Raw genomic sequence first — 23,926 nt, 5'->3', positions numbered from 1 at the left:
CCCGTGCCGGCTGAGCGGATCCTGGACGCGGCGACTCGGGTCGCCGACCTCCTGGTCGAGGTCCAGACGCAGGTCAACGGGCAGATCGAGGCCGCGCTCGGTGCGCTGCTGCCCGGCGTGCTCGAGCAACTCGGCGTCCGGCCGGCCGACGGCGCCGACGTCTCCGGGCTGGTCAACACGCGCATCACCGGCCTGAGCGTGGTCGTCACCCCGGCGTCGGTCGCGACGGTCCTGCCGCTGTCGGCCGCCTCTGCCGCGACCACCGCCGCCGGTCGGCGCGCGGTCGCCGACATCGTCACCGGCCGCGACGACCGCCTCGCCGTGATCGCCGGCCCCTGCTCGATCCACGACCCCGAGGCGGCGCTCGAGTACGCCGGCTTCCTCGCCCGGATGCGCGAGCGGCACGGCGCGGACCTCGAGATCCTCATGCGGACATACACCGAGAAGCCTCGGACGGAGGTCGACTGGAAGGGGTTCGCCTACGACCCGTTCCTCGACGGGTCCAGCCGGATCAGCGTCGGGCTGGTCGCCACCCGGATGCTCATGATGGCGATCACCGGCCTGGGCGTCCCGGTGGCGGCCGAGCCGCTCAACGCGCTGACGCCGCAGTACGTCGACGGCCTGATCACCTACAACGGCGTCGGCGCCCGCAACGTCACCGACCAGACCGCCCGGGAGCGGGTGTCGGGCTTCTCGTCGGTCGTCGGCTTCAAGAACTCGCCCGAGGGGAGCATCGACGCCGCGATCTCGGCCGCGCTCACCGCGCGGGCCCCGCACGAGTTCCTCGGCGTCGACCCGCACGGGGTGTCGGCGCAGCTGTCGACGACCGGCAACGACACCGCCCACGTCATCCTGCGCGGCGACCGCCACGGCCCCAACCACTCGGCCGCCCACGTCGCCGACACGAAGCGGAGGCTGGCCGAGCGGGGACTGCCGGAGGTGCTCGTCGTCGACGCCTCGCACGGCAACAGCCAGAAGGACCACCGGCGGCAGCCCGCGGTGGTGCGCGACCTCGCCGGGCAGGTGGCCGGCGGGGAGCGGGCCATCCGCGGCGTCATGGTCGAGAGCAACCTGGTGGAGGGCCGGCAGGACCTCGACCAGCGGCACCCCGAGCGGCTGGCCTACGGCGTGAGCGTCACCGACGCCTGCATCGACCCCGCGACGACCGAGGCCGTGCTCGCCGAGCTGGCCGAGGCCGTCCGGGCCCGGCGCGGGGTGCGGTGACGCCTCTCAGACCGCGATGGCGGTGCCGCAGACGCCGCAGACCTCGAGGTACTGCCGTCGCCAGCGCAGGACGGGCACGAAGAACACGCTGAACTGCCGGAACTGGCGGATCCGCGACCAGACCGTGGTGTTGGAGCAGCGCGGGCAGGTCCGCAGCTGCCCGGGGCCGAGGTGCTGCTGCTTCGTGCCGAACCCGAAGAGGAGGAACACCGGGTCAGCGTAGGCAGCGCCGGCCCGCCCCGCCGGGCCCGCTGACCAGGCCCGTGGCACGCTCGTCCCGTGGTCAGGGTGGGGCTGGTGCTGGGCGGGGGCGGCGTCGTCGGTCAGGCCTACCACGCCGGCGTCCTCGCGGTCCTCCAGCACGACTTCGGGTTCGACGCCCGCGGCGTCGACGTCGTCGTCGGGACCTCGGCCGGGTCGATCACCGGCACCCTGCTGCGGGCCGGGGTCTCCGCCGAGGACCTCGCGGCCTGGACGGTCAAGGCGCCGCTGTCCGGCGACGACGACGTGCTCAAGACCATGGCCGCGACCACCGTGCCCGAGCTGGCGCCCTTCCGGCCGCTGGAGGTGCTGCGCCGGCCGCTGCGGCTGCCCGGCCCGCACCTGATCGCCCGGGCGGTGGCCCGGCCGCTGCGGTTCAACCCGATGGCCGCCGCCATGACGCTGCTCGCGCCGGGACAGCACGACGTCGTCGAGCAGCTGGCCGCCCTGCGCGAGGTCGAGGGGCCCGGGTGGCCCGAGCGCGACCTCTGGATCACCGCGGTGCGCCGCCGGGACGGGCGCCGGGTGGTCTTCGGCCGCCCAGGGGCACCGCCGGCGCCGCTGCACCTGGCCGTCGCCGCCTCCTGCGCGGTGCCCGGGTACTTCGCCCCGGTGCGCATCGGCCGGCACGCCTACGTCGACGGCGGCGTGCACTCCGCGACCAACGCCGCGGTGATGCGCAACGCCGGCGTCGGCCTCGTGCTCGTCGTCGCGCCGATGAGCGGGTCGCCGGGTTGGCGGCCGGACGTCACCGCCGCCGTGCGCCGGTTCTCGCAGCGGGTGCTCGACCGCGAGGTGCGCGCCCTGCACACCGCCGGCATCCGCACCGCGGTGTTCACCCCGGGCGCCACCGAGCAGGAGGCGATGGGCGCGGACATGATGTCGCGCCACCGTCTCGACGAGGTCATCCAGCAGTCGTTCATGCGGGCCGGCGCCCACGCCGCGCGTCCGGAGGTCGCCGAGCTGGTGCGCGAGGCCGCGGCGCGGAGGGGGCCGTGACCGCACCCCGCGAGGTCGCCGAGGCCTTCAGCCGGCACCGCTTCCGCGAGGTCTACGCGGCCCTGGCCCCCGACGTCGTCTGGACCGCCGTCGGCACCCGGCAGTTCGTCGGCCGGCAGGCCGTGGTCGACGCGTGCGAGGAGACCCTCGCCGCGCTCGCGGCCACCGACGTGGAGTTCACCCGCTTCGTCGTGGTGGCCGACGGCGACGTCGCGGCCGTGGACACCGTCGCCCGCTACACCGACCGCGGCGGGACGTCGGTGGTGGCCTCCTGCGACGTCTACGAGTTCCGCGGCGGGGCGCTCTCGACCATCACCTCCTACGACGTCGAGCTGCAGACGCCCGGCTGACCGCCCCGCGGCCGGGTGGGACCCGAGCAGGCCAACTAGGTTGGACGCCGGACGAGGTCGTCGAGCAGGGGGTGCACGTGGCCAGGTCGGTGCTGGTGACCGGCGGGAACCGGGGGATCGGGCTGGCCATCGCCCGGTCCTTCGCCGAGCAGGGCGACTCGGTGGCCGTCACCCACCGCGGCAGCGGCGCCCCCGAGGGGCTGTTCGGCGTGCAGTGCGACGTCACCGACGCCGAGGCCGTCGACCGCGCGTTCACCGAGGTCGAGGAGCACCAGGGCCCGGTCGAGGTGCTGGTCAGCAATGCCGGCATCACCCGCGACGGGCTGCTCATGCGGATGAAGGAGGACGACTTCACCGACGTCCTCGACGCCAACCTCACCGCCGCCTACCGGGTCGCCAAGCGGGCGACGCCGAAGATGGTCCGCGCGCGGAAGGGCCGCATGGTGTTCGTCAGCTCGGTCGTCGGGCTGCTCGGCTCGGCCGGCCAGACGAACTACGCCGCGAGCAAGGCCGGCCTCGTCGGCCTGGCCCGCTCGATCGCCCGCGAGCTCGGCAGCCGCAACGTCACCGCCAACGTCGTCGCGCCCGGCTTCGTGCGCACCGACATGACCGCGGAGCTGCCGGAGAAGCGGCAGCAGGAGATCCTCGGGCAGGTGCCGCTGAACCGGTACGCCGAGGCCGACGAGATCGCCGCCGTCGTCCGTTTCCTCGCGAGCGACGCGGCCGGATACGTCACCGGGGCGGTCGTCCCGGTCGACGGCGGACTGGGGATGGGGCACTGATGGGGATTCTCGAGGGCAAGAAGGTCCTGGTCACCGGCGTGCTCACCGAGGCGTCGATCGCGTACGCGACCGCCCGGATCGCACAGGAGCAGGGCGCCACAGTCGTGCTGTCCAACTTCGGCCGCGCCCTGTCGCTGTGCCAGCGGATCGCCAAGCGGCTGCCGCAGGAGGCGCCGGTCGTCGAGCTCGACGTCACGGACACCGAGCACCTGGCCACGCTGGCCGACCGGCTGCGCGAGCAGGGCCTCGACACCCTCGACGGCGTCGTCCACTCGATCGGCTTCGCCCCGCAGGAGGCGATGGGGGAGGGCTTCCCCGAGGTCTCCTGGGAGCACGCCGCGACGGCGTTCCAGGTGTCGTCGTGGTCCTACGCCTCGCTGACCCAGGCCTGCCGCCCGCTGCTGGCCAACCCGTCGTCGGTCGTCGGCCTCACCTTCGACGCCTCCGTCGCCTGGCCGGTCTACGGCTGGATGGGCGCGGCCAAGGCGGCCCTGGAGTCGGTCAGCCGCTATGTCGCCCGCGAGCTCGGCCCCGACGGCGTGCGGTCCAACATCGTCGCCGCCGGCCCGCTGCGCAGCATGGCGATGAAGGCGATCCCCGGCAGCGCCCAGTTCGAGGAGGCGTGGGAGGGCCGCGCGCCGCTGGGCTGGTCGGTCACCGACACCGAGCCCGCCGGCAAGGCCGTCGTCGCGCTGCTGTCGGACTGGTTCCCGGCCACCACCGGCGAGATCGTCCACGTCGACGGGGGCTTCCACGCCGTCGGCGTGTGAGCGCATCCGGCCCCGCAGTCCACCGAGAAGGAAGTCCGTGCCCCGCGCCACCGTCGACCTGCACCCCGGCCAGCGACCCGACGAGGAGCCCTCGCTCGCCGTCCGCAACAACGGGGGGACGCCCCCGTCGGCCGCGCCCGCACCCGCCGGACGCCGGGAGGCGCTGCTGGTCCTCTCCTTCGGCGGCCCGCGCGGCCACGAGGACGTCATGCCGTTCCTGGAGAACGTGACCCGCGGCCGCGGGGTGCCGCGCGAGCGGCTGCTCGACGTCGCCGAGCACTACCACCACTTCGGCGGGGTCAGCCCGATCAACGAGCAGAACCAGGCGCTGGTCGACGCGGTCCGGGCCGACCTCGCCGCGAACGGCGTCGACCTGCCGGTCTACTGGGGCAACCGCAACTGGGACCCCTACGTCGAGGACGTCTGGCAGCAGATGACCGACGACGGCGTCGAGCACGTCTACGTGCTGGCGACCTCGGCCTACGCCTCCTACTCCGGCTGTCGGCAGTACCACGAGGACGTCGCCCGGGCCCGGATCGCGACCGGCGGGGGCCCGACGGCGGAGAAGCTGCCGCACTACTTCGACACCCCCGGCTTCGTGCGGGCCAACGCCGATGCGCTCGCCGCCGCCCTGGCCGAGCTGCCTCCCGAGCACCGGGACACGGCCCGGCTGGTGGCGACGGCGCACTCGATCCCCGACGCGATGGCCGCCGTCGCCGGTCCCGACGGGCACGCCTACGAGGCCGAGCTCCGGGCTGCCGCGCGCGCCGTCGTCGACGCCGTCGAACCCGGTCGCGCCTTCGACCTGGTGTGGCAGAGCCGCAGCGGCCCGCCGTCGGTGCCGTGGCTGGAGCCCGACGTCAACGACCACCTGCGCGCACTGCACGAGAACGGCGAGACGGCGGTCGTGCTGTTCCCGGTCGGCTTCGTCAGTGACCACCTGGAGGTCATCTGGGACCTCGACAACGAGGCGCGGGAGACCGCCGAGGAGCTGGGGCTGGCCTTCGTCCGCGCCGGCACCGCGGGCACCCACCCGGCGTTCGTGGCGATGGTCCGCGAGCTGCTGCAGGAGCGCCGTGGCGGCGGGGAGCCCCGGCTGGGCACCAACTGCCCGGCCGCCTGCTGTCACGTCGCACGGCCCCGCCCGGCCTGACCCGCACTGCGGGTGTTCCTGGCGCTGTGCCGGTCCTGCATCGCCGGCAGAGCGCGAGGAACGCCCGCAACGTCGCGCCCCCGTTGACCCCGGCCGGGTGCGGCGGGTAGACCGTCGGACCACCGGGGGCCGTTCCGAGGACGGTGTGCCGTGGTCGACGTCCACCCCGCCAACGCCGCGCAGCTGACCGCCTGGGACGGCGACCAGGGCGCGTACTGGGCCGCCCAGGCCGACCGCTTCGACCGGTCGATCGCCCGCTACGACGCCGCCTTCCTCGCCGCGGCCGACCTGCACCCGGGGGACCGGGTCCTCGACGTCGGCTGCGGCACCGGCCGCACCACGCGGGAGGCCGCGCGCCGCACCGGGTCCGCGCTCGGCGTGGACCTGTCCTCGGCGATGCTCGAGGTCGCCCGGCGGCGCGCCGCCGAGGAGGGGTTGACCGGCGTCCGGTTCGAGCAGGCCGACGCCCAGGTGGCGGCCTTCCCGCCGGCCGGCTTCGACGTGGCGATCAGCCGGACCGGCGCGATGTTCTTCGCCGACCCGGTGGCCGCGCTGGCCAACGTCGGCCGGGCGCTCGTGCCCGGCGGCCGGCTGGTCCTGCTGGTGTGGCAGGCGCTCGAGGCCAACGAGTGGATGACCGAGATCCTGGGCGCGCTGGCCGCCGGGCGTCCGCTGCCCGCGCCGCCGCCGGGCGCGCCCGGACCGTTCTCGCTCGCCGACCCCGGGCGCATCCGCGAGGTGCTGACCGCCGCGGGGCACCGCCAGGTGGAGATCGAGGGACTGGCCGAGCCGGAGTGGTTCGGCGCCGACCCCGACGACGCCCAGACGTTCGTCCTCGGCCTCGCCGGCTGGCTGCTCGAGGGCCTGGACGACGCCGCCCGGGAGCGTGCGGTGGCCGACCTGCGCGGCCGGCTCGTGGCGCACGCCGGCCCGGACGGCGTCGAGTTCGCCTCCGCGGCCTGGCTGGTCACCGCCGTCCGACCGTGACGGCGGCCCGCCCGGACGGCTACCGCGGGACGGCGTTGTAGGCGGCGACGGTCGCGTCGCGGACGGCGGCGGCCAGCGGCCGCAGGGCGTCGTCGCGGGCGGCGGCCTGGCCGCCGGTCACCGCGCCGCCCGGGGCGTCGGCGGTCGCGAGGTCGAGCACCCGGGCCAGCCGCCGCGCGCGGGCGAGCACGGAGGACGCGAGCGGGTCGGTGTCCGGGGGCAGCTCCGGCGCCTGCGCGCCGGCCAGGCCGGTCAGCAGCGCGGGGACCTCGGGGTGCCAGCGGGCGAGGTCGAGGCGGGCCAGCGTGCGGGCGGCGTCGACCACCGCCAGGTCCAGCGCCCCGGAGACGGCGCGCAGCGAGCCCTCCACCGGCGGCGGGGCGGGCGCGACGCCGGCGAGGTCGACCGCCGTCCAGGCCACCACCTCCGGGCCGGCGCTCTCGGGGACCAGCGCCAACCGGTCGCCCACCGCCGCCTGGCCGGCCTCCAGCGCCAGCGCGACCAGCCCCGGTGCCGCAGGCAGGCCGCGGACGTCGCCGGGCACCGGCAGCACCAGGCGCACCCGGCGCTCGCCGAGCCCGCGCAGCGCGGTCAGCGCCCAGCTCAGCGGCACGGTGCCCGCCGCGCCGGGCAGGCCGGTCACCGGGTGCGCGCGGTCGTCGGCGAGCGCGTCGAGCGCGGCGTCGGTGGAGGTGCGGCCGGAGAGCCATGCGGTCGCCCAGACCGCGAACCGGCCTGCGGGGAGGTCGTGCACCCCGCGAGGCTACGTCGGGCCGGCGCCGGCGCGGAGGGAGGCGCCCGGCAGGGGGACGTCTGGGAGACTGCGGGACATGGCTGCGTGGGTGCTCTGGCTGGTGGCCGCGGGCCTGTTCACCGCGGGTGAGGTGGCCAGCCTCGACCTGGTCCTGCTGATGTTCGCCGGCGGGGCGCTGGGCGGCATGGTGGCCGCCCTGGCCGGGGCCTCGGTGCCCTTCCAGCTCATCGCCTTCGTCGCCGTCTCGGTGTTCCTGATCGCCAGCGTGCGCCCGGTGGCCAAGGCGCACCTGGAGAACCGGACGCCCCGGCACGTCGACGGCGTCCAGGCGCTGGTGGGCCGCACCGCCGTGGTGACCCGCGCGGTGGGCCGCTCCGGCGGCCGCATCCAGGTGGGCGCCGACGAGTGGACCGCCCGCACCGGCTTCGACGAGACCTTCGACGTCGGCGAGACCGTGCGCATCCTGCAGGTGGACGGCGCGACCGCGGTCGTGGGCGAGGCCTTCGGGGAGCGCTGAGCGCAGCCGTGACCCGCGGCGACGAGTGGGGGATGATCACGGTCAGGCACCGACCCCCTGGAGGCCGCCCGTGACCCCCGCCCTGATCGCGCTGATCGTCGTCGTCGCCCTGTTCGTGCTGGTGACGGCGAAGGCCGTGACGATCGTCCCGCAGGCCCAGGCGAAGGTGGTGGAGCGGCTGGGCCGGTACAGCCGCACGCTCACGCCGGGCCTGTCGTTCCTCGTGCCCTTCGTCGACCGGGTGCGGGCCACCATCGACCTGCGCGAGCAGGTCGTCTCCTTCCCGCCGCAGCCGGTGATCACCTCCGACAACCTGCAGGTGGGCATCGACACCGTCGTCTACTTCCAGGTGACCGACCCGCGGCTGGCCACCTACGGCATCGCGAACTACATCACCGGCATGGAGCAGCTGACCACGACGACGCTGCGCAACGTGGTCGGCGGGCTCAACCTCGAGGGCACGCTCACCGGCCGCGACGGCATCAACAGCCAGCTGCGCGAGGTCCTCGACGGCACCACCGGGCCCTGGGGCCTGCGGGTGGCGCGCGTCGAGATCAAGGCCATCGACCCGCCGCCGACCATCCGCGACTCGATGGAGAAGCAGATGCGTGCCGACCGCGACAAGCGGGCGGTCATCCTGCAGGCCGAGGGGCAGCGGCAGTCGGCGATCACCAGCGCCGAGGGGCAGAAGGCGGCGGCGATCCTCTCCGCGGAGGGCCGCAAGCAGGCGGCGATCCTCGACGCGGAAGCCGAGCGGCAGAGCCGGATCCTGCGCGCCGAGGGCGAGCGCGCCGCGCTGTTCCTGCAGGCGCAGGGCCAGGCCAAGTCCATCGAGACGGTGTTCCGGGCCATCCACGACGGCCGGCCCGACCAGGGGCTGCTGGCCTACCAGTACCTGCAGACGCTGCCGCAGATCGCCCAGGGCGACGCGAACAAGATGTGGATCGTCCCCAGCGAGTTCAGCAAGGCGCTGGAGGGGCTGTCCCGGCTCGGCGGGGGCGACGGCGAGAGCCGCTCGTTCCTCGACGTCCCGCCGCCCGGGGACGGCGCGCCGGCGGCCGAGCCGATCGACACCAGCAGCTGGTTCGAGTCGCAGCTGCCCCCGGCCGCCGCGCAGCCCGAGGCGCGGATCGAGATGTCCAGCATCGCCGACGCCGGCCCGGCGATCCCCTCGCCGCAGCTGCCGCCGACGACGGACATGGCCCGGGCCGCCGAGCACGGCGTCGCGCCGCACGAGGGCAACGGCGCCCGCCCGGACGCCTGAGGACCGGTGCACCTCCGCGGAAGTGCACCGGTCGTCAGTCCTTGAGGAGGCCCTCGCGGAGCTTGGCCAGCGTCTGGGACAGCAGCCGGGAGACGTGCATCTGCGAGATGCCGATGTCGGCGGCGATCTGCGACTGGGTCATGTTGCCGAAGAACCGCAGGATGAGGATCCGCCGCTCGCGGGCCGGGATGGTGGCCAGCAGCGGCTGCAGCGACTCGCGGTACTCCACGCCCTCGAGCGCGGCGTCCTCCTCGCCGAGCGTGGCGGCCAGCGTGGGGGAGTCGTCCTCGCCGGAGAGCCGCTCGTCGAGCGAGCTGCTGCGGTAGGCGTTGGCCACCGCGAGGCCCTCCAGCACCTCCTCGCGGGGGATGCCCAGGTGCTCGGCGAGCTCCGACGGCGTCGGCGCCCGGCCGTTCTTCTGCGCCAGCTCGCCGACCGCGGAGTTCAGCGACAGGTGCAGCTCCTGCAGCCGGCGCGGGACCCGCACCGACCAGCCCTGGTCGCGGAAGTGCCGCTTGATCTCCCCGGTGATCGTCGGCACGGCGAAGGAGAGGAACTCCACCCCGCGGTTGGGGTCGAACCGGTCGATCGCCGCGATCAGGCCCAGGGTGCCGACCTGCAGCAGGTCGTCGAAGGGCTCGCCGCGGTTGCTGAACCGGCGGGCGAAGTGCCGGACGAGGGGGAGGTGCTCCTCGACCAGGACCTCGCGCAGCCGCTCGCGCCGCGGGTCGTCCTTCTCCAGCGTCGCGAGCTCGGCGAACAGCGGAGCGGTGCGCTCGGCCCGGCGGCGGTTGTCCGACACCGGGGCGCTGTCGGGCTCGGGGGCCTCGCTGGTGTCGTCGGCGGCCTCGTCGGCCGCCTCGTCGTCGCTGCTCTCGTCGGTGCTCTCGTCGTGCGCGGTGTCCTCGTCCCCCGGGAGGGGGGCCTCGGCCACCTCGACGGGGTCGGGCGTGTTCTCCGGCTGGTCGTCGTCCAGGGTGTCCTCCTCGACGGCCCGGCTGCTGGCGGCCGCCGACGTCACGGGGCGACCGAGAGGTCGCTGCCCACACCGTTGCCCGGGCGGCCGGCGAGCTCGCCCGGTCGCTGGCCGGGCAGGTACTTGTCCATGCTGATCAGGGCCACCGGCGCGTCGCTGCCGTCACCTCCGGGCACCGTCGCCTGGGTCGCGCGCCGGCCGTCGACGTTGTCGGCGAGGGTCGCCAGCACCGCCCAGCCGAAGCCGTCGCGGGGGACCTCGGTGCCGTCGGCGGTGGGGACCCACGCGTCGATGTGCAGCCCGGCGCGCGAGGTCTCGAACACCACCGTCAGCGGCTCGTCGCCCCGGGCGATCGCCGAGAGGGTCGCGCACGCCTCGTCGACCGCCAGGCGCAGGTCCTCGACCGAGTCGAGGTCGTAGTCCATGCGGATGGCCAGGTCGCCGGCCATCGCCCGCACCGCGGGCAGCTGGGTCGGCGTGGTGGGCACGCGCAGTTCCAGTCGTTCGGCGCGCCGCCCGTCCTGGGCGAGGGCACTCCTCGAGTCCGCCATCCGTCGTCTGCTCCTCATCCGTTGCGGCCACCCGCTCCGCCCGGGTCGGCGGGTGCGCGGGCGCCCGGCTCCATCCTGCCCGCCGGGCCGTCCTGACTCCGCACGGGGGCGGGGTCGGGTTCCCGGCCGCGTGCCAGCGCGACGGGCTACCCCGCCTCCGGGCTGGTAAAACACCCTCCGGACGGGACCGTCCGCGCGGTTGCCGGGGTGCAGGCGCTGTTGTCTGCTTGTGCCGGATGAACGCCAGCCAGGGCAGCCTGCCGTCGGGGCCCCGTCCCGCCGTGGACGAGGGCCCGGCCGCGCTGGTCGCGGCGCTGGAGGAGGCCCCCTCGGCGCTGTGGTTTGTCACCGGCCCCGACCAGCGCACGGTGTGGGCCAACGCCCGCGCCCGTGCCCTGGGCCCCGCGCCGGACGGCCTGCCGGTGGTCGGCGGCCGCCCGGTCGCCGACCTGGTCGCCAGCGTGCTGCGCACCGGCCGTCCCGAGATCCTCACCGGCGTCCTGGACGAGGAGGGTCCGCCGGTCACCGTGGCCGTGCGCCCGCTCGCCGCCGGCCCCGATCCCGGCGCGGTGCTCGTGCTCGAGGGCGGCCTCGAGGGCAGTGCGGGCCGCGACGCCGGCGACGTCCCGCCGGCCGCCCCGCCCGCCGACGTCGTCGGGGAGGCGCAGCACTCGCTGCTGCCGCCGTCCCTGCCGTTGCTGCCCGACGTGCGGCTGTCGGGCAGCTACCACCCCGCCACCTCGGCGCGCGCCGCCGGCGGCGACTGGTACGACGCGGTGCCGCTCGGCCACGGCCGGCTGGCGCTGGTCATCGGCGACGCCGTCGGCCACGGCGTGCCGGCCGCGGCCGCGATGAGCCGGCTGCGCGGCGCCATGCGCTCCAGCGCGCTGCGCGACCCCGCCCCGGCGGCGGTGCTCGCCGCGCTCGACGACTTCGCCGCCCAGATGGACGACGTCCAGGGCGCGTCGGTGTTCTACGCCGTCCTCGACGCGGCCACCGGCGCGCTCACCTTCGCCGCGGCCGGCCACCCGCCGCCGCTGCTCGTGCACGCCGACGGCACCAGCACCTACCTGCCGGTCACCGCGCGCCCGCCGCTGGGCACGCTCCCGGGCGCCGCCACCCCGGTGGCCCGCGCGCAGCTCGAGCCCGGCGCCACCCTGGTCCTCTACTCCGACGGCGCCGTGGCGGCCTCCGGCCCGCCGCCGGCCGAGGGGCTCGGCCGGCTCAGCCAGGTCGCCCGGGCGGCGCTCGCCGACCCGGCCGCGCTCGACGGCGGAGCCGTGGCGGGGCTCGCCGCCGAGATCGCCGGCGGGCTGTTCTCCGACGACGGCCGGCCCGACGACGTCGCCGTCCTGGTGGCACACCGCCGCGCCCGGTCGGTGGAGCCGCTGCAGCTGGACCTGGTCGCGATCCCATCCGCGCTGCCCGCGGTCCGCCGCCGGCTCGGCGCGTGGCTGACCGCCCTGGGCATGGGCGAACAGGACCGGGTCGGGGTGATGGTGGCCGTGGGGGAGGCCTGCGCCAACGCCGCCGAGCACGCCTACCGCGACACCGAGCCCGGCCCGATGCAGGTCACCGCCGCGGTCGACGTCGACGGGGTGCTCACCGTCACCGTCCACGACGAGGGCACCTGGCGCCCGCCCGACCGGGATCCCGGCGACCGCGGCCGCGGGCTGCTGATCATGCGGCAGCTCGTCGACGGCATGGTCCTGCGCGGCGAGCAGGGCACCACGGTGACGCTGCGCACCCGGCTGCGGCAGACGCCCGACGAGGAGCCCGAGCACCCCGTGGGTGGCACGGGCGCCACCGTCGTCGTGGACCGCGGCGGCGGCAGCCCGGTGGTGCGAGCGGCCGGCGACGTCGACATGGTCAGCGCCGAGCAGCTGCGGATCCGGCTGCTGGAGGCCAGCCACGGCGGCACCGTCCGGGTCGAGCTCGACCTGACCGCGGTCACCCTGTTCAGCAGCGCGGCGGTCCGCGTGGTGCTCGCCGTCGCGGCCATCGCCGAGGCGGAGGGCTGGCGGCTGGTGGTGCACGCGCCGGCCGGCGGCGTCACCCGGCACATCCTCGAGGTCAGCGGGCTGCAGCGGCTCGTCGAGCTGCGCTGACCTCGTCCCCGTTTACGGGCCGGGCCGGTTGCCCATCCACGGGGCGTGAGACTGCGGCGCAGCAACGTGCACGGCCCCGGCTGGACCCGGCGCCGCGCCGGGCGCGGCTTCGCCTACCGCGACGAGACCGGCGCGCTCATCCGCGACCCCGACCGGCTCGAGCGGATCAGGGGCATCGCCATCCCGCCGGCGTGGAAGGACGTCTGGATCTGCCCGTGGCCCAACGGCCACATCCAGGCCACCGGCCTCGACGCCGCGGGCCGGCGGCAGTACCGCTACCACGACGCGTGGCGCGCACGGCGGGACGCGGAGAAGCACGAGCGGGTCCTCGCCATCGCCTCCGAGCTGCCCGACGTCCGCGAGCAGGTGGCCGCGGCGCTGCGCACCCGCGGGCTCAACCGCGAGCGGGTGCTGGCCTGCGCGCTGCGGCTGCTGGACCTGGGCACCTTCCGCATCGGCAGCGAGGAGTACGCCGAGGAGAACGGCACGTACGGCCTGGCCACCCTGCGCCGGGAGCACGTCAGCGTGCGCGGTGAGCGGACGTTCTTCCGCTACACCGCCAAGGGCGGCATCGAGCGCGAGGTGGAGATCACCGACCGGCCGACGGCGACCGTCGTCCGGCACCTGCTCGACCGCCCCGACGGCGCCGGGGACGAGCTGCTGGCCTACCAGCTCGACGACGGCAGCTGGCGCGACGTGACCAGCGACGAGATCAACGCCTACCTCAAGGAGGTCAGCGGCGCGGAGATCACCGCCAAGGACTTCCGGACCTGGAACGCCACGGTGATGATGGCCGCCGCGCTGGCCGAGCGGCCCGCACCGCGGAACAAGACGGAGCGGAACAAGACGATCCGCGACGCCTACGTGCGGGTGTCGGAGCAGCTGGGCAACACCCCCGCGGTGTGCAAGGCCAGCTACGTCGACCCGCGGGTGGTCGACCGGTACGAGCACGGCGAGACCGTCGCCGAGGCGCTGGGCGAGCTGGAGCAGGCCGACGACACCCGCGAGGTCCAGAAGGTGCTCGAGCAGGCGGTCTGTCGCCTGCTGTCCGCGTAGCGGCCGACCCGGGAACGCACGAGGCCCCGCCGGAGCGGGGCCTCGTGACGGGTGCTGCGGGGGAGGTCAGCGGGCGCTGCCGTCCACGATGGTGAACAGGTCGATCAGACCGGTGACCTCCAGCGGGCGGGTGACCGCCCGGGTGGTGGCGATCAGGCGCAGGCCGACGTCGCGGGCGCGGGCCGACTTCTGGGTCTCGACGAGGACGGCCAGGCCGGCCGACCCCAGGAACTGGACGCCGGACAGGTCGATGACCAGCTCACGGGGCTGCTGCTCGAGCTGGGTGTCCAGCGAGGAGCGCAGCACCGGGGCGGTGAAGGTGTCGACTTCGCCGACGACCGTCACCGTGACCGCGCCGTCCTCACCCGTGGAGGTCGAGAGCGTGATCACGTCGTCGAAGGGTGCCTCCGTGCCCTCGGTGGACACGTCGGGCTGCCCCCCGGCGGGCAGGTCGGATGCGGTCACGGACGAAGCTCCTCTCAGCGGCCGCGCCGAACGGTGCGGCCACCGGTCAATCTACCGCCGCGGACGCGGGGAGTGGTGCAGCCCCCGGTGGGCGGTCGGTCGGGGAACGCGCCGGCCGGTGCCGCCGACGCGCGCGGCTGCCTGCTCAACCGCATTTACAACGTAGACAACCGGATGGCCGCACGCCAACCAGCCCGGCAGGACCCCCGGAGCGGGTGACCTGCCGGGCCGGGCGGTGAGCCGGGTGCGGGCCGGGTCAGGGATCCACGAGGTGGACGGCGGCCTCCTCGGGACCCTCGCCGCCGACCACCGGGTCGAGTGCCGCCTCGACGTCGTCGGCGGTGCGGTTGGTCCCGGAGTCGGTGTCCGGGGTGGTGTCGTAGTCCTGCTCGAGCTGCCCGATGCCGCGGGCGGGGTCCTCGGCGGGGCGGACGTCGGGGACGTCGTCGGCGATCTCCTCCTCCAGGCGCCCGGACAGCGACTTGCCCTGCTGCTGCTCGAAGGCGGTCGTGCCGAAGCCCACGGTCTCGTGGCTCTCGCGGTCGCCCGGCTCCGGGGCGAACTGCGGGTCCTCGGACCGCTGCATGGTGGGGAAGTCGTCCTGGGCGACGTCCGGGACGCCGTTGTCCTCGGGGAAGACGTCCCGGGCGGTCTGACCCTCGGGGCCCGTGGCCCCGCTGTCGCCGCGGACGTCGTCGCGGGTCCCGGTGAGGCCCCGCTCGTCGTCGGGGAACTCCGCGTCGTTCTGCGTGGAGTGCAGCGCTCCGGTGGTGTCCGGCTCCGGATCGGTCATGGGTTCCTCCCTCTCGGGCCGCCGGACCGGGGTGCTCCGGCGGCGGACTGCCCTCCGCCTACCCGGGTGCCGCCGTCCCATGCGGGCCCGGGGTGTGCCCGACGGCGCACCGCCCGCGGCATGGCGCCCACGGTGGCGGGGTAGCGCAGCCGGCATGGCGATCCAGGACGAGGTGGCGCGCATCGGGCAACCGGTCCGCCGCTGGGCGAGGGAGCAGGCGCGCGGCTACGACGGCGGCGAGGGCCGGCCGCTGGGCGGCTTCCTCGGCGCCATGAGCGTCTACAGCACCGCGGTGGCCGCCGGTGCCGCCGTCCTCCGCGCGTCCGGGCGGGAGCTGCCGGCGCGGATCCCCCTCGGCGACGCCGTCCTGCTCACCGTCGGCACCTTCCGGCTCGCCCGCCGGATCGCCAAGGACCCGGTGACCAGCCCGCTGCGCGCACCGTTCGCCCGCTTCCAGGGCGCCTCGGGCGAGGCGGAGCTCGCCGAGGACCTGCGCGTGGAGCACGGCTGGAAGCACGCGGTCGGCGAGCTGGTCACCTGCCCGTTCTGCCTGGCCCAGTGGGTGGGCACCGGGTTCGTGTTCGGCTACGTCGCCGCGCCCCGCGCGACCCGCCTGGCGGCCCTCACCATGACGATGGTGGCCGGCTCCGACGTCCTGCAGTTCGCCTACGACGCCCTGCAGAGCAGCGTCACCGGGGACGAGGAGGGCCCCAGGAGCGGCGATCCGGGGCAGGATGACGACACGGCCGGCCGGCACGCCGAGCAGGCCTAGGAGGCATGCCCGCTTCCCCCGGGCGGAGGAGACCGTCGGCGGTCGCACTGCCGGGGCACCGGCCCGCACCTATCCTGCGGGCCGCGCCGCCCCGCGGTCGCGGAGCCCGGGGAAGGGGAGTGGACATGCGCTCGATCTGGCGCGGCGCGGTCTCGTTCGGCCTGGTCAGCATCGGGGTGAAGCTCTACTCGGCCACCGAGGACAAGGACGTCCGCTTCCACCAGGTGCACGCCGCCGACGGCGGCCGGGTCAAGTACAAGCGGGTCTGCTCGATCGACGGCGAGGAGATCGAGTACGCCGACATCGCCAAGGGCTACGAGCTGCCCGACGGCCAGCTGGTCATCCTCACCGACGAGGACCTCGCCGAGCTGCCGTTGGCCACCCGGCGCGAGATCGAGGTGCTGCAGTTCGTCGACCAGGGCGACATCGACCCGGTGCACTTCGAGAAGACCTACTACCTCGAGCCCGACGGCCCGGCGACCCGCCCCTACGTCCTGCTGCGCGACGCCCTGGAGAACACCGGCCGGGTGGCGATCACCAAGATCGCGCTGCGGCAGCGGGAGTCGCTGGCGGCGCTCCGGGTCCGCGACGGCGTCCTGGTGCTGCACACCATGCGCTGGCCCGACGAGATCCGCCGTCCCGACTTCGGCTTCCTCGACGACGACGTGTCGGTGCGCCCGCAGGAGCTGCAGATGGCCGAGGCGCTGATCGGGTCCATGGCCGGCGAGTTCGACCCGCACGAGTTCACCGACGACTACCGCGAGGCGATGACCGCCCTGCTGGAGGCCAAGCAGACCGGCGGCGAGGTGCAGCCGGTGCCCGAGACCGCCGATCCGGGCGCGGCCGTCGTCGACCTGATGAGCGCGCTGCGCCGCAGCGTCGAGCGGGCCCGCGGCGGAGCGGCCGACGAGGACGAGGCCCCCGCGGCGCAGACCCCGGCGAGGAAGGCTCCCGCGGCGAAGGCGCCGGCGAAGAAGACCGCGGCGGAGAAGGCGCCGGTGAGGAAGGCCGCGGCCGCCGCGGAGGAGGCGCCGGCCCGTCCGACCCGGGCGCGCAAGGTCACCGCGGCGAAGAAGGAGCCGGCCAAGCGCGCCCCGCGCCGCAGCGCCTGACCCGTGCGCCCCGCCCCGACGCCCGGGCCGCCGGTGCCGGCACCGATGCTCGCCGTCGCGGGCGAGCTGCCGCCGCGCGCCCAGGACGGCCAGTGGGGCTACGAGTTCAAGTGGGACGGCGTGCGCGCGGTGGCTGCGGTGCGAGGGGGCCGGGTCGAGCTGTGGGCGCGCAGCGGCACGCCCGTCACCGACCGTTATCCCGAACTCAGCTCGGTACCACCGGCGCTGCGGCGGGCCGACGTCGTCGTCGACGGCGAGGTGGTGGCCCTCGACCGGCTGGGCCGGCCCGACTTCGGGCTGCTGCAGGCACGCATGCACCGCACCGGCGGGGCCGAGGTCGCCCGGATGGCCGCCGCGGCCCCGGTCTCCTACCTGGTCTTCGACGTGCTCACGGTCGAGGGCCGCAGCCTCCTCGACCTGCCCTACGAACAGCGGCGGGAGCGGCTCGACGGCCTGGGCGCCGAGGGGCAGCGCTGGGTCGGCACCCCGTGGTTCCGCGGCGGCGGCGCCGACGTGCACGCCGCCAGCCGCGCCAACGGCCTCGAGGGAGTCGTCGCCAAGCGGCTGGACTCGCCCTACCGACCCGGCGTCCGCGCGCCGGAGTGGCGCAAGGTCAAGCACCTGCGCATGCAGAGCGTCGTCGTCGGCGGGTGGCGGCCGGGCAAGGGACTGCGCGCCGGGGGAGTGGGCTCGCTGCTGGTCGGCGTCCACGACGACGACGGCCGGCTGGTCTATGCCGGGCACGTGGGCACCGGCTTCACCGACGCGGTGCTGCGCGAGCTCGGCGGGCTGCTGGTCCCGCGGCGCACGTCGCCGTTCGCCGACGCCCTGCCGCGGGAGGTCGCCCGCGACGCGCGCTGGACCGAACCCGTCCTCGTGGGGGAGGTCGCCTTCGCCGCGTGGACCGCCGACGGCCGGATGCGCCACCCCGCGTGGCGGGGGCTGCGCGAGGACCTCGACGTCGACGACGTCGTGGTCGAGTGGTCACCGTAGGCGCGGCGCGATGGGATGGGCGGCGTGAGCCGCCAGCGGGTGCGCGTCGAGGGCCGGCAGCTGTCGGTGTCCAACCTCGACAAGGTGCTCTTCCCCGAGGTCTCGTTCACCAAGGCCCAGGTCATCGACTACTACGTGCGCATCGCCCCGACGCTGCTGCCGCACCTGTCGGGGCGGCCGGTGACCTTCACCCGCTGGCCCGACGGCGTCGAGGGTCAGGCGTTCTTCGAGAAGAACAGCGCCCGGCACGCGCCGGACTGGGTGCGGAAGGTGACGGTCCCGAGCCCGGGCAGCTCGAGGGACCGCGAGGTCCTGGAGATGGTGGTGCTGGAGACCGTCGCCGACCTCGCGTGGGCGGCCAACCTCGCCGCGCTGGAGCTGCACGTGCCGCAGTGGCAGGTGGGCAGCCGGCTGCAGCCGGCGCTGCCCGACCTGCTGGTGCTCGACCTCGACCCGGGCCCGGACGCCGGCATCGCCGAGTGCTGCGACGTCGCCGAGCGGCTGCGGGTGCGGCTGGTCGGCGACGGGCTGGACCCGGTGGTCAAGACCTCGGGCTCCAAGGGCATGCAGGTGTACGCGCCGATCCGGGTCACCGACCGCGAGCACCCGAGCCGCTACGCCAAGGCGCTGGCCCAGGAGCTGTCGGCCGAGACGCCCGACCGGGTCGTCTGGCGGATGGAGAAGGTGCTGCGGCCGGGCAAGGTGCTCGTCGACTGGAGCCAGAACAACCCGGCCAAGACGACGGTGGCGCCGTACTCGCTGCGCGCCCGGCCCGACGCCCCGGTCTCGACGCCGGTCGGGTGGGACGAGGTGGACGCCGTCCGCGACGGCGCCGACCCCGCGGAGCTGCGGTTCCGCACCGACGAGGTGCTGGCGCGGGTCGAGGAGTACGGCGACCTGTTCGACGTCGCCGGCCGCACCCGGGCCCGGCTGCCCTCCCTCTGACGGGGGGAGCCGGGGCGGCAGGAGCGGCCGGCTCTGCGACCATCGCCACCGTGTCCGCCGCCCCCGTCGCCCACGCCGTGAACACCGCCGACACCGGCCGGCTGGTGGTCCGCTGCCCCGACCGCCCGGGCATCGTCGCGGTGCTCTCCCGGCTGCTGGCCGACGTCGGCGCGAACATCACCGAGTCCCAGCAGCACTCCTCGGACCCGACCGGCGGGGTGTTCACGCTGCGGCTGGAGTTCGTGCTGCCCGGCCTGTCGGCGCGGCGCACCCACCTGGAGGGCGCGCTGGAGCTCCTGGCGCAGCAGTGGCAGCTCACCTGGCGGCTCACCGAGGCGTCGCACCGGCCGCGGCTGGCGGTGTTCGTGTCGCGGACCGACCACGTCCTGCAGGAGCTGCTCTACCGGGTCCGGGCCGGGGACCTGCGGGCCGACATCGTCGCCGTCGTCTCGAACCACCCCGACCTCGAGCCGGTGGCGGCCGCCGCCGGGGTGCCCTTCCACCACGTGCCGGTGACGCCGGAGACCAAGGCGCAGGCCGAGGCCCGGGCGCTGGAGATCGTCGGCGACGTCGACCTGGTGGTGCTCGCCCGCTACATGCAGATCGTCTCGGCGGACTTCTGCAGCCGGTTCCCGGAGCGGCTGATCAACATCCACCACAGCTTCCTGCCGGCGTTCGTCGGCGCGAACCCCTACCAGGCGGCGCACGACCGCGGCGTGAAGCTGATCGGGGCGACCGCGCACTACGTGACCCCGGACCTCGACGCCGGCCCGATCATCGAGCAGGAGGTGGCCCGGGTCGACCACCGCGCCACCGTCGAGGACATGCGCCGGGTGGGCCGCTACGTCGAGCGGCAGGTGCTCGCCCAGGCCGTGACCTGGCACGTCGAGGACCGGGTGATCGTGGAGGGCGACCGCACCATCGTCTTCGCCTAACGCAGGACGGCCGGGCGCCAGCCGCGCAGTGAGCTGACGACGGCGAGCGCCTCGGCGCGGCGCAGGTCGTCGGGGGTGAGGTCGCGCTCGCGCAGCCGGCCCTCCTCGACCAGCCGGCCGCGGGCCACCCCGGGCAGCAGCCCCGCCGACAGCGGCGGGGTCCACCAGGCGCCGTCGAGCCGGACGGCGAGGCTGGCGATCGTCGTCTCGGTGACGTGGCCGGCGGTGTTGGTCAGCACCACGTCGTCGGCGTCCGGGTGGCGGGCGGCGGCCGCGGTGTAGACGTCGCGGCGGGTGGTCTTGTGCCGCAGCCACGGCGAGGCCGGGTCGACCGGCTCGTCGTCGACCGCCAGCCGCACCGGCCCGGCGGGGGGAGCCGGCAGCGGGTGCGTCCCGACGTCGACCCGCCCGTCGGGGTGCAGCAGCAGCCGCAGCCGGGCGGCCGGGCCGGGTCCGGCGGCGGCCGCCAGCTCCCGGCGGATGGTCGCCTCCGGGAACGGGAAGCCCAGCTCCGCGGCCGACCGGGCCAGCCGCGCCAGGTGCCGGTCGAGGTCGCGCACCGCGCCGTCGGCCCCGGCGGCCGTCGTCTCCAGCAGCGCGAACGGCGCGGGACGCCGGTCGAGGATGGCGGTCTTGGCCAGCAGTTCGGCGTGCTCGGCCGCGGGGTCGGAGGACCAGGTGATGCCGCCGCCGGTGCCGTACTCGGCGGTGCCGGTCGCGCGGTCGACGGTCACCGTCCGGATGGCCACGCTGAACACCGCGCGGTCCGGGGACCCCGGCGGGGCGACCCAGCCGACCGCGCCGCAGTAGACCCCGCGCGGGCCGTCCTCGAGCTCCGCGACCAGCTCCATCGACCGCCGCTTGGGCGCGCCGGTGACCGAGCCGGAGGGGAACAGTGCCCGGAGGACGTCGACGAGCCCGGTGCCCGGCCGGGTGCGGGCGGTGACGTCGGAGGTCAGCTGCCACACCGTCTCGTACCGCTCGGCGGTGAACAGCGCGGGGACCTCGACGCTGCCGACCTCGGCCACCCGCCCCAGGTCGTTGCGCAGCAGGTCGACGATCATGAGGTTCTCGGCGCGCTCCTTGTCGCTGGCCTGCAGCCGGGCGCGGGCCGCCGCGTCCTCGGCGGGCGTGGCCCCGCGGGGTGCGGTCCCCTTCATCGGCCGGGTGAGCAGCTCGTCACCGGACCAGCGGAAGAACAGCTCGGGGCTGGCGGAGAGGACCGCGTGCCGGCCGAGGTCGAGGAAGGCGGCGTGCCGCCCGGCCTGGGCCCAGGCCAGGTCGGCGTAGAGCCGCCGGAGGTCGCCGGAGACCGGCGCGCGCATCCGCACGGTCAGGTTGAGCTGGTAGGTGTCGCCGGCGGCGATGTGCTCGCGCACCCGCTCGACGGCGGCGCGGTGACCGGCCTCGGTCCAGCCACGGGTCCACCCGCCGACGGCGTGCTCCGGCCCGTCCGAGGGGACGACCACGGGGACCTCGAGCGGCCGGTCGGTCAGCCCGAAGACGGCCAGCGGCAGCGGGTCGCCGGCGGGCCGGGGCGCGACGGTCAGGCCCGGGTCGAGCCCGGTGGCGGCCTCGTAGGCGAGGTAGCCGAACGCCCAGCACCCCCCGGCGGTCGCACGCTCGACCTCGGCGAGCACCGGGACGACGTCGTCCGGGGTGGTGGCGACCAGGACGCGGGAGGTCGCGGGGAAGGACAGCGCCGTCCCGCCGGCGAGGTCGTCGAACCGCCCCTCGGCCCTCACTCGCCGCGGCGGCGGTCCTGCTCGGCGAGGAACCGCTCGAACTCCGCGCCGAGCTCCTCGCCGCTGGGCACCTCGCCCACGGCGCCGAGGAGGGTGCTGTCCTCGCGGGCGGCGGTGAACTGGTCGTACTGCTGCTCGAGTGCCGCGACGACGGCGGTGTTGTCCGCCGACCGCGCGATCTGCTCGTCGACCTCCGTGCGGTGCTGCTGGGCCGCCTCGCGCAGGGTCTCGGTGGGCAGCAACAGGCCGGTCAGCCGGCCGACGTGCTCGAGCAGGGTCAGCGTCGCGGCCGGGTAGGTGGCCTGCGCCAGGTAGTGCGGCACGTGCGCGGCGACGCCGAGCGCGTCGACGCCGGCCTCGCCCAGCCGCAGCTCGAGCAGGGCCGGGGCACTGCCCGGGATGACCAGGTCGCCCCAGTACACGGGGTAGGTCTCGATCAGCGAGCGGCGGGTGGCGTGCGCGGTGACCGTCACCGGCCGGGTGTGCGGCACCGGCATCGGGATGGCCTGCATCGCCACCACCGAGGTGACGCCCAGGCGCTCGACCAGCCCGGCGACCGCCGCGACGAAGCCCTCCCACCGGTAGTCCGGCTCGGGCCCGTGCAGCAGCAGGAACGGCTCTCCGGAGTCGTCCTCCAGCGCGGAGACGACGATCTCCGGCGCGGTGAAGGACTGGTAGCGGTCGCCGGCGAAGGACATCCGCGGCCGGCGGGCGCGGTAGTCGACCAGCGCGTCGGCGTCGAAGCGCGCGACGGGGCGGTGCGGCAGGGTGGCCAGCAGGTGGGCGGCGGCGAGCGCGGCGGAGGACGCCGCGTCGAAGTCGCCGGAGAGGGCGTGCACCAGCACCAGGCCGCGCCGGTCCCCGGGCCCGGTCACCCCGGCCTCCCGGGTGAGAAACGGCTCGGCGTCGGGCAGCAGCTCGACGAGCTCCTCCGGTCGCTGCGCCACGGCGGCACCTCCTGCTGGTCGACGTCCGCAGGGGTCAGCGCCGGCGGGGGTGCCGGCATTCCCGCCCGGTCAGCGCCCGGCGCTCCCGGGAGCCGGGTCGCGGGTGAGGACGGCGCCGTCGTCGTCGCCGGCGACGCGGGCCCGCGTGCCGTCGCCGGCCACCTCGGGGTGGCGGCCGTCGAGGGCGTCGCGGGTGTAGCGGTAGACGACGGCGATCAGCGCGGCCACCGGGACCCCGAGGAAGGCGCCGATGATCCCGGCCAGGCTGCCGCCGGCGGTCACGGCGAGGATGACCACCGCGGCGTGCAGGTTGAACCCGCGGCCCTGGATGATCGGCTGCAGCACGTTGCCCTCGATCTGCTGCACGACCAGCACGATGCCGAAGACGATCAGCGCGACGGTGAGGCCCTCGTCGACCAGCGCGATCAGCACGGCGAAGGCGCCGGCGACGAAGGCGCCGATGATCGGGATGAAGGCGCCGAAGAACGTCAGCACCGCCAGCGGGATGACCAGCGGCACGTCGAGGATCCACAGGCCCAGGCCGATGAAGAACGCGTCGATGAAGCCGACCAGCGCCTGCTGCTTGATGAACTCCGACAGCGTCGTCCAGGTCTTCTGCGACAGCGCGGTCACGTGCGGCGCGGCGCGCGGGCCGGTCTGGGCGGCCAGCCACGGCACCCAGCGGGGGCCGTCCTTGATGAAGAAGAACGCCAGCACCAGCGCGAGCACGAGGTTGAGCAGGCCGTTGCCGACGGCCGTGGCGCCGGTGGCGGCGTAGCCGGCGATGTTCGAGGCGTTGGACTGCACGGAGTTGATCGCCTGGTCGACGTACTGGCCGAGCTGGTCCTCGTCGATGTCGAGCGGCGGTCCCTGCAGCCACTGCTGGACCTGCTGCAGACCGCTGGCGAACTGGTCGGCGAGCTCGGTGACCTGGTCGGCCACCTGCGGCGCGATGACGGCGATCAGGCCGCCGATCAGGGCCAGGAACAGCAGGAGCACGACCGCGGCGGCCAGGGCGGGGGGCCAGCGGTGCCGGCGCAGGAACCGGGTCGGCGGCCACAGCACGGTGGCGAAGAGCAAACCGAGGATGACCGGCAGCAGGATCACCCACAGCCGGCCCAGCACCCAGAACAGGACGACGACCGCGCCGCTGATGAGCAGCAGCTGCGCCGAGGCGATGGCCAGCGTGCTCATCGCCGACACCGCCCGCTCGCCGCGCTTCCACGTGGGGGCCGGGGCCACGGTGGCCTCGTGGTCGGCCGACCGCGGGTCGCCCTCCCCGCCCTCGCCGGTGAGCGAGGGGGCCGGGCCGGGACCCTGCGCCGGGCCCTGCGCCCGGTCCTGAGCCGGGTCCTGCGCCCGGCCCGGGCCGGCCGGGGGGGGGGGGGGGGGGGGGGGGGGGGCGGGGGGGGGGGGGGGGGGGGCGGGGGGGGGGGGGGGGGGGGGGGGGTGGGGGGGGGCGGCGGG

25 protein-coding genes are annotated in these 23,926 nt (G+C 75.6%); 16 read left to right on the top strand and 9 right to left on the bottom strand.

Annotation, left to right across the window (positions count from 1 at the left end):
* Nucleotides 1-3 precede the first annotated feature (3 nt).
* Nucleotides 4-1,224, top strand: a complete 1,221-nt coding sequence (locus ACI78U_RS04845; RefSeq protein ID WP_456874164.1) for a 3-deoxy-7-phosphoheptulonate synthase — start codon at nt 4-6, stop codon at nt 1,222-1,224.
* A 6-nt stretch (nt 1,225-1,230) separates the two neighbouring features.
* Here the strand turns inward: ACI78U_RS04845 and ACI78U_RS04840 are convergent, their stop codons facing one another.
* Nucleotides 1,231-1,434, bottom strand: a complete 204-nt coding sequence (locus ACI78U_RS04840; protein ID WP_456874163.1) for a zinc-ribbon domain-containing protein — start codon at nt 1,432-1,434, stop codon at nt 1,231-1,233.
* 69 nt (nt 1,435-1,503) lie between these two features.
* Between ACI78U_RS04840 and ACI78U_RS04835 the strand changes: the two genes are divergently transcribed.
* From ACI78U_RS04835 to ACI78U_RS04810, 6 genes are all read left to right on the top strand, one after another.
* Entirely contained in the window at nt 1,504-2,484 is a 981-nt protein-coding gene (locus ACI78U_RS04835; protein ID WP_456874162.1) for a patatin-like phospholipase family protein, read from the top strand.
* A complete protein-coding gene (locus ACI78U_RS04830) occupies nt 2,481-2,834 on the top strand; it encodes a nuclear transport factor 2 family protein (RefSeq protein WP_456874161.1) in 354 nt (117 codons plus the stop codon). The genes ACI78U_RS04835 and ACI78U_RS04830 overlap by 4 nt, the downstream gene beginning before the upstream one ends.
* Before the next feature lie 77 nt (nt 2,835-2,911).
* Nucleotides 2,912-3,616, top strand: a complete 705-nt coding sequence (gene fabG / locus ACI78U_RS04825) for a 3-oxoacyl-[acyl-carrier-protein] reductase (protein ID WP_456874160.1) — start codon at nt 2,912-2,914, stop codon at nt 3,614-3,616.
* Complete coding sequence (fabI, locus tag ACI78U_RS04820) at nt 3,616-4,386, top strand: enoyl-ACP reductase FabI (RefSeq protein ID WP_456874159.1); 771 nt, start codon at nt 3,616-3,618, stop codon at nt 4,384-4,386. Before fabG ends, fabI begins: the two co-directional genes overlap by 1 nt.
* A gap of 37 nt (nt 4,387-4,423) precedes the next feature.
* A complete protein-coding gene (locus ACI78U_RS04815; RefSeq protein ID WP_456874158.1) occupies nt 4,424-5,539 on the top strand; it encodes a ferrochelatase in 1,116 nt (371 codons plus the stop codon).
* 150 nt (nt 5,540-5,689) lie between these two features.
* Nucleotides 5,690-6,526, top strand: a complete 837-nt coding sequence (locus ACI78U_RS04810) for a class I SAM-dependent methyltransferase (protein WP_456874157.1) — start codon at nt 5,690-5,692, stop codon at nt 6,524-6,526.
* Between the two features lie 19 nt (nt 6,527-6,545).
* On the opposite strand, the gene ACI78U_RS04805 is transcribed toward ACI78U_RS04810, so the two are convergent.
* Nucleotides 6,546-7,280 (bottom strand): hypothetical protein, encoded by a 735-nt coding sequence (locus tag ACI78U_RS04805; protein ID WP_456874156.1) that lies wholly within the window; start codon nt 7,278-7,280, stop codon nt 6,546-6,548.
* Between the two features lie 76 nt (nt 7,281-7,356).
* Here ACI78U_RS04805 and ACI78U_RS04800 point away from each other — a divergent pair, with 76 nt between their 5' ends.
* Nucleotides 7,357-7,797 carry an NfeD family protein gene (locus tag ACI78U_RS04800; protein ID WP_456874155.1) on the top strand — a complete coding sequence of 147 codons (441 nt, stop codon included), beginning with the start codon at nt 7,357-7,359 and terminating at the stop codon, nt 7,795-7,797.
* 70 nt (nt 7,798-7,867) lie between these two features.
* On the top strand, nt 7,868-9,061 hold the full coding sequence (locus ACI78U_RS04795; protein ID WP_456874154.1) for an SPFH domain-containing protein: 1,194 nt from the start codon (nt 7,868-7,870) through the stop codon (nt 9,059-9,061).
* 34 nt (nt 9,062-9,095) lie between these two features.
* On the opposite strand, the gene ACI78U_RS04790 is transcribed toward ACI78U_RS04795, so the two are convergent.
* Together ACI78U_RS04790 and ACI78U_RS04785 are read right to left on the bottom strand one after the other, a co-directional pair.
* The gene (locus ACI78U_RS04790) at nt 9,096-10,082 is read right to left on the bottom strand and encodes an RNA polymerase sigma factor SigF (RefSeq protein WP_456874153.1); all 987 of its coding nucleotides are present in this window, start codon (nt 10,080-10,082) and stop codon (nt 9,096-9,098) included.
* Entirely contained in the window at nt 10,079-10,588 is a 510-nt protein-coding gene (locus ACI78U_RS04785) for an ATP-binding protein (RefSeq protein WP_456874152.1), read from the bottom strand. Before ACI78U_RS04785 ends, ACI78U_RS04790 begins: the two co-directional genes overlap by 4 nt.
* Before the next feature lie 236 nt (nt 10,589-10,824).
* On the opposite strand from ACI78U_RS04785, the gene ACI78U_RS04780 reads away from it, so the two are divergent.
* Both ACI78U_RS04780 and ACI78U_RS04775 read left to right on the top strand, forming a co-directional pair.
* On the top strand, nt 10,825-12,696 hold the full coding sequence (locus tag ACI78U_RS04780) for a SpoIIE family protein phosphatase (protein WP_456874151.1): 1,872 nt from the start codon (nt 10,825-10,827) through the stop codon (nt 12,694-12,696).
* A 45-nt stretch (nt 12,697-12,741) separates the two neighbouring features.
* The gene (locus ACI78U_RS04775; protein WP_456874150.1) at nt 12,742-13,752 is read left to right on the top strand and encodes a DNA topoisomerase IB; all 1,011 of its coding nucleotides are present in this window, start codon (nt 12,742-12,744) and stop codon (nt 13,750-13,752) included.
* A 66-nt stretch (nt 13,753-13,818) separates the two neighbouring features.
* Here ACI78U_RS04775 and ACI78U_RS04770 read toward each other — a convergent pair whose 3' ends face one another.
* The gene (locus ACI78U_RS04770) at nt 13,819-14,217 is read right to left on the bottom strand and encodes an STAS domain-containing protein (protein WP_456874149.1); all 399 of its coding nucleotides are present in this window, start codon (nt 14,215-14,217) and stop codon (nt 13,819-13,821) included.
* A 256-nt stretch (nt 14,218-14,473) separates the two neighbouring features.
* Nucleotides 14,474-15,010, bottom strand: coding sequence for a hypothetical protein (locus tag ACI78U_RS04765; protein ID WP_456874148.1), 537 nt, complete (start codon nt 15,008-15,010; stop codon nt 14,474-14,476).
* Nucleotides 15,011-15,164: 154 nt separating this feature from the next.
* Here ACI78U_RS04765 and ACI78U_RS04760 point away from each other — a divergent pair, with 154 nt between their 5' ends.
* The 5 genes from ACI78U_RS04760 (at nt 15,165) to purU (ending at nt 19,767) form a co-directional block, all read left to right on the top strand.
* Nucleotides 15,165-15,782: a DUF1360 domain-containing protein gene (locus tag ACI78U_RS04760; RefSeq protein WP_456874147.1), complete on the top strand. Its 618-nt coding sequence runs from the start codon at nt 15,165-15,167 to the stop codon at nt 15,780-15,782.
* A 125-nt stretch (nt 15,783-15,907) separates the two neighbouring features.
* Nucleotides 15,908-16,894 carry a non-homologous end joining protein Ku gene (gene ku, locus ACI78U_RS04755; protein ID WP_456874146.1) on the top strand — a complete coding sequence of 329 codons (987 nt, stop codon included), beginning with the start codon at nt 15,908-15,910 and terminating at the stop codon, nt 16,892-16,894.
* A 3-nt stretch (nt 16,895-16,897) separates the two neighbouring features.
* Nucleotides 16,898-17,887 carry a non-homologous end-joining DNA ligase gene (gene ligD, locus ACI78U_RS04750; protein WP_456874145.1) on the top strand — a complete coding sequence of 330 codons (990 nt, stop codon included), beginning with the start codon at nt 16,898-16,900 and terminating at the stop codon, nt 17,885-17,887.
* 24 nt (nt 17,888-17,911) lie between these two features.
* Nucleotides 17,912-18,832: a non-homologous end-joining DNA ligase gene (gene ligD / locus ACI78U_RS04745; RefSeq protein ID WP_456874144.1), complete on the top strand. Its 921-nt coding sequence runs from the start codon at nt 17,912-17,914 to the stop codon at nt 18,830-18,832.
* 50 nt (nt 18,833-18,882) lie between these two features.
* Nucleotides 18,883-19,767, top strand: a complete 885-nt coding sequence (purU, locus tag ACI78U_RS04740) for a formyltetrahydrofolate deformylase (RefSeq protein ID WP_456874143.1) — start codon at nt 18,883-18,885, stop codon at nt 19,765-19,767.
* Here the strand turns inward: purU and pabB are convergent.
* The 3 genes from pabB to ACI78U_RS04725 form a co-directional block, all read right to left on the bottom strand.
* Nucleotides 19,764-21,512: an aminodeoxychorismate synthase component I gene (gene pabB / locus ACI78U_RS04735; RefSeq protein ID WP_456874142.1), complete on the bottom strand. Its 1,749-nt coding sequence runs from the start codon at nt 21,510-21,512 to the stop codon at nt 19,764-19,766. The genes purU and pabB overlap by 4 nt on opposite strands.
* A complete protein-coding gene (locus tag ACI78U_RS04730; RefSeq protein ID WP_456874141.1) occupies nt 21,509-22,459 on the bottom strand; it encodes a proteasome assembly chaperone family protein in 951 nt (316 codons plus the stop codon). Before ACI78U_RS04730 ends, pabB begins: the two co-directional genes overlap by 4 nt.
* A 69-nt stretch (nt 22,460-22,528) precedes the next feature.
* Nucleotides 22,529-23,701: an AI-2E family transporter gene (locus ACI78U_RS04725; RefSeq protein ID WP_456874140.1), complete on the bottom strand. Its 1,173-nt coding sequence runs from the start codon at nt 23,699-23,701 to the stop codon at nt 22,529-22,531.
* Nucleotides 23,702-23,926 lie beyond the last annotated feature (225 nt).

The sequence above is a fragment of the Geodermatophilus sp. SYSU D00710 genome, assembly GCF_054050195.1.
The sequence above is the reverse complement of the archived record's forward strand: the minus strand, read 5'-3'. Positions and strand labels throughout refer to the sequence as shown.

What these genes read in the sequence shown, in the direction of transcription:
- ACI78U_RS04760 (WP_456874147.1), top strand. Translation starts at nt 15,165, where the DNA reads ATGGCGATCCAGGACGAGGTGGCGCGCATCGGGCAACCGGTCCGCCGC.
- ACI78U_RS04765 (WP_456874148.1), bottom strand. Translation starts at nt 15,010, where the DNA reads ATGACCGATCCGGAGCCGGACACCACCGGAGCGCTGCACTCCACGCAG.
- ACI78U_RS04800 (WP_456874155.1), top strand. Translation starts at nt 7,357, where the DNA reads ATGGCTGCGTGGGTGCTCTGGCTGGTGGCCGCGGGCCTGTTCACCGCG.
- fabI (WP_456874159.1), top strand. Translation starts at nt 3,616, where the DNA reads ATGGGGATTCTCGAGGGCAAGAAGGTCCTGGTCACCGGCGTGCTCACC.
- ACI78U_RS04785 (WP_456874152.1), bottom strand. Translation starts at nt 10,588, where the DNA reads ATGGCGGACTCGAGGAGTGCCCTCGCCCAGGACGGGCGGCGCGCCGAA.
- ACI78U_RS04780 (WP_456874151.1), top strand. Translation starts at nt 10,825, where the DNA reads ATGAACGCCAGCCAGGGCAGCCTGCCGTCGGGGCCCCGTCCCGCCGTG.
- ku (WP_456874146.1), top strand. Translation starts at nt 15,908, where the DNA reads ATGCGCTCGATCTGGCGCGGCGCGGTCTCGTTCGGCCTGGTCAGCATC.